This is a genomic window from Alkalibacterium sp. s-m-28, from assembly GCF_054658175.1.
Genome location: NZ_BAAGIQ010000297.1, coordinates 1 through 383, shown reverse-complemented (window position 1 = coordinate 383; position 383 = coordinate 1). Strand labels below are relative to the sequence as shown.

The 383-nt window shown below is 40.7% G+C and carries 1 protein-coding gene; it reads left to right on the top strand.

Translation table 11 applies throughout. The features are described 5' to 3' along the window. Window positions 1-37: 37 nt before the first annotated feature. On the top strand, window positions 38-383 hold a 346-nt coding region (locus ACYQ4S_RS12405; protein ID WP_459771482.1), incomplete at its 3' end, for a transposase.

Below are 383 nucleotides of genomic sequence, written 5' to 3'. Positions count from 1 at the left end.
AGAGGACAATGAACGGGTACTTATTCTGGATGATTCCATGTTTAGCCGTAATCGAAGCAAAAAAGTCGAGTTGTTAGCTAAAAACTATGATCATGCGAGCGGAAAATATATGAAAGGCTTTCGTATGCTTACTCTAGGTTGGAGTGATGGTCTCACCTTTATTCCGTTGGCAAAATCTTTTCTCAGCTCCAAAAAGAAAGCCAATCGCTTAAGTGAAGCAGATGAGCGAGTAGACAAACGGACCGTTGGATATAAGCGCCGTCAAGAAGCTCAAAAGAAAGCAACAGAAACCATGTTTGATTTACTTAATGCGCTACCTTTAAACCGTTTAAAAGCAAACACGATTCTCTTTGATAGCTGGTTTGGTCACGCTGCAGTCATTA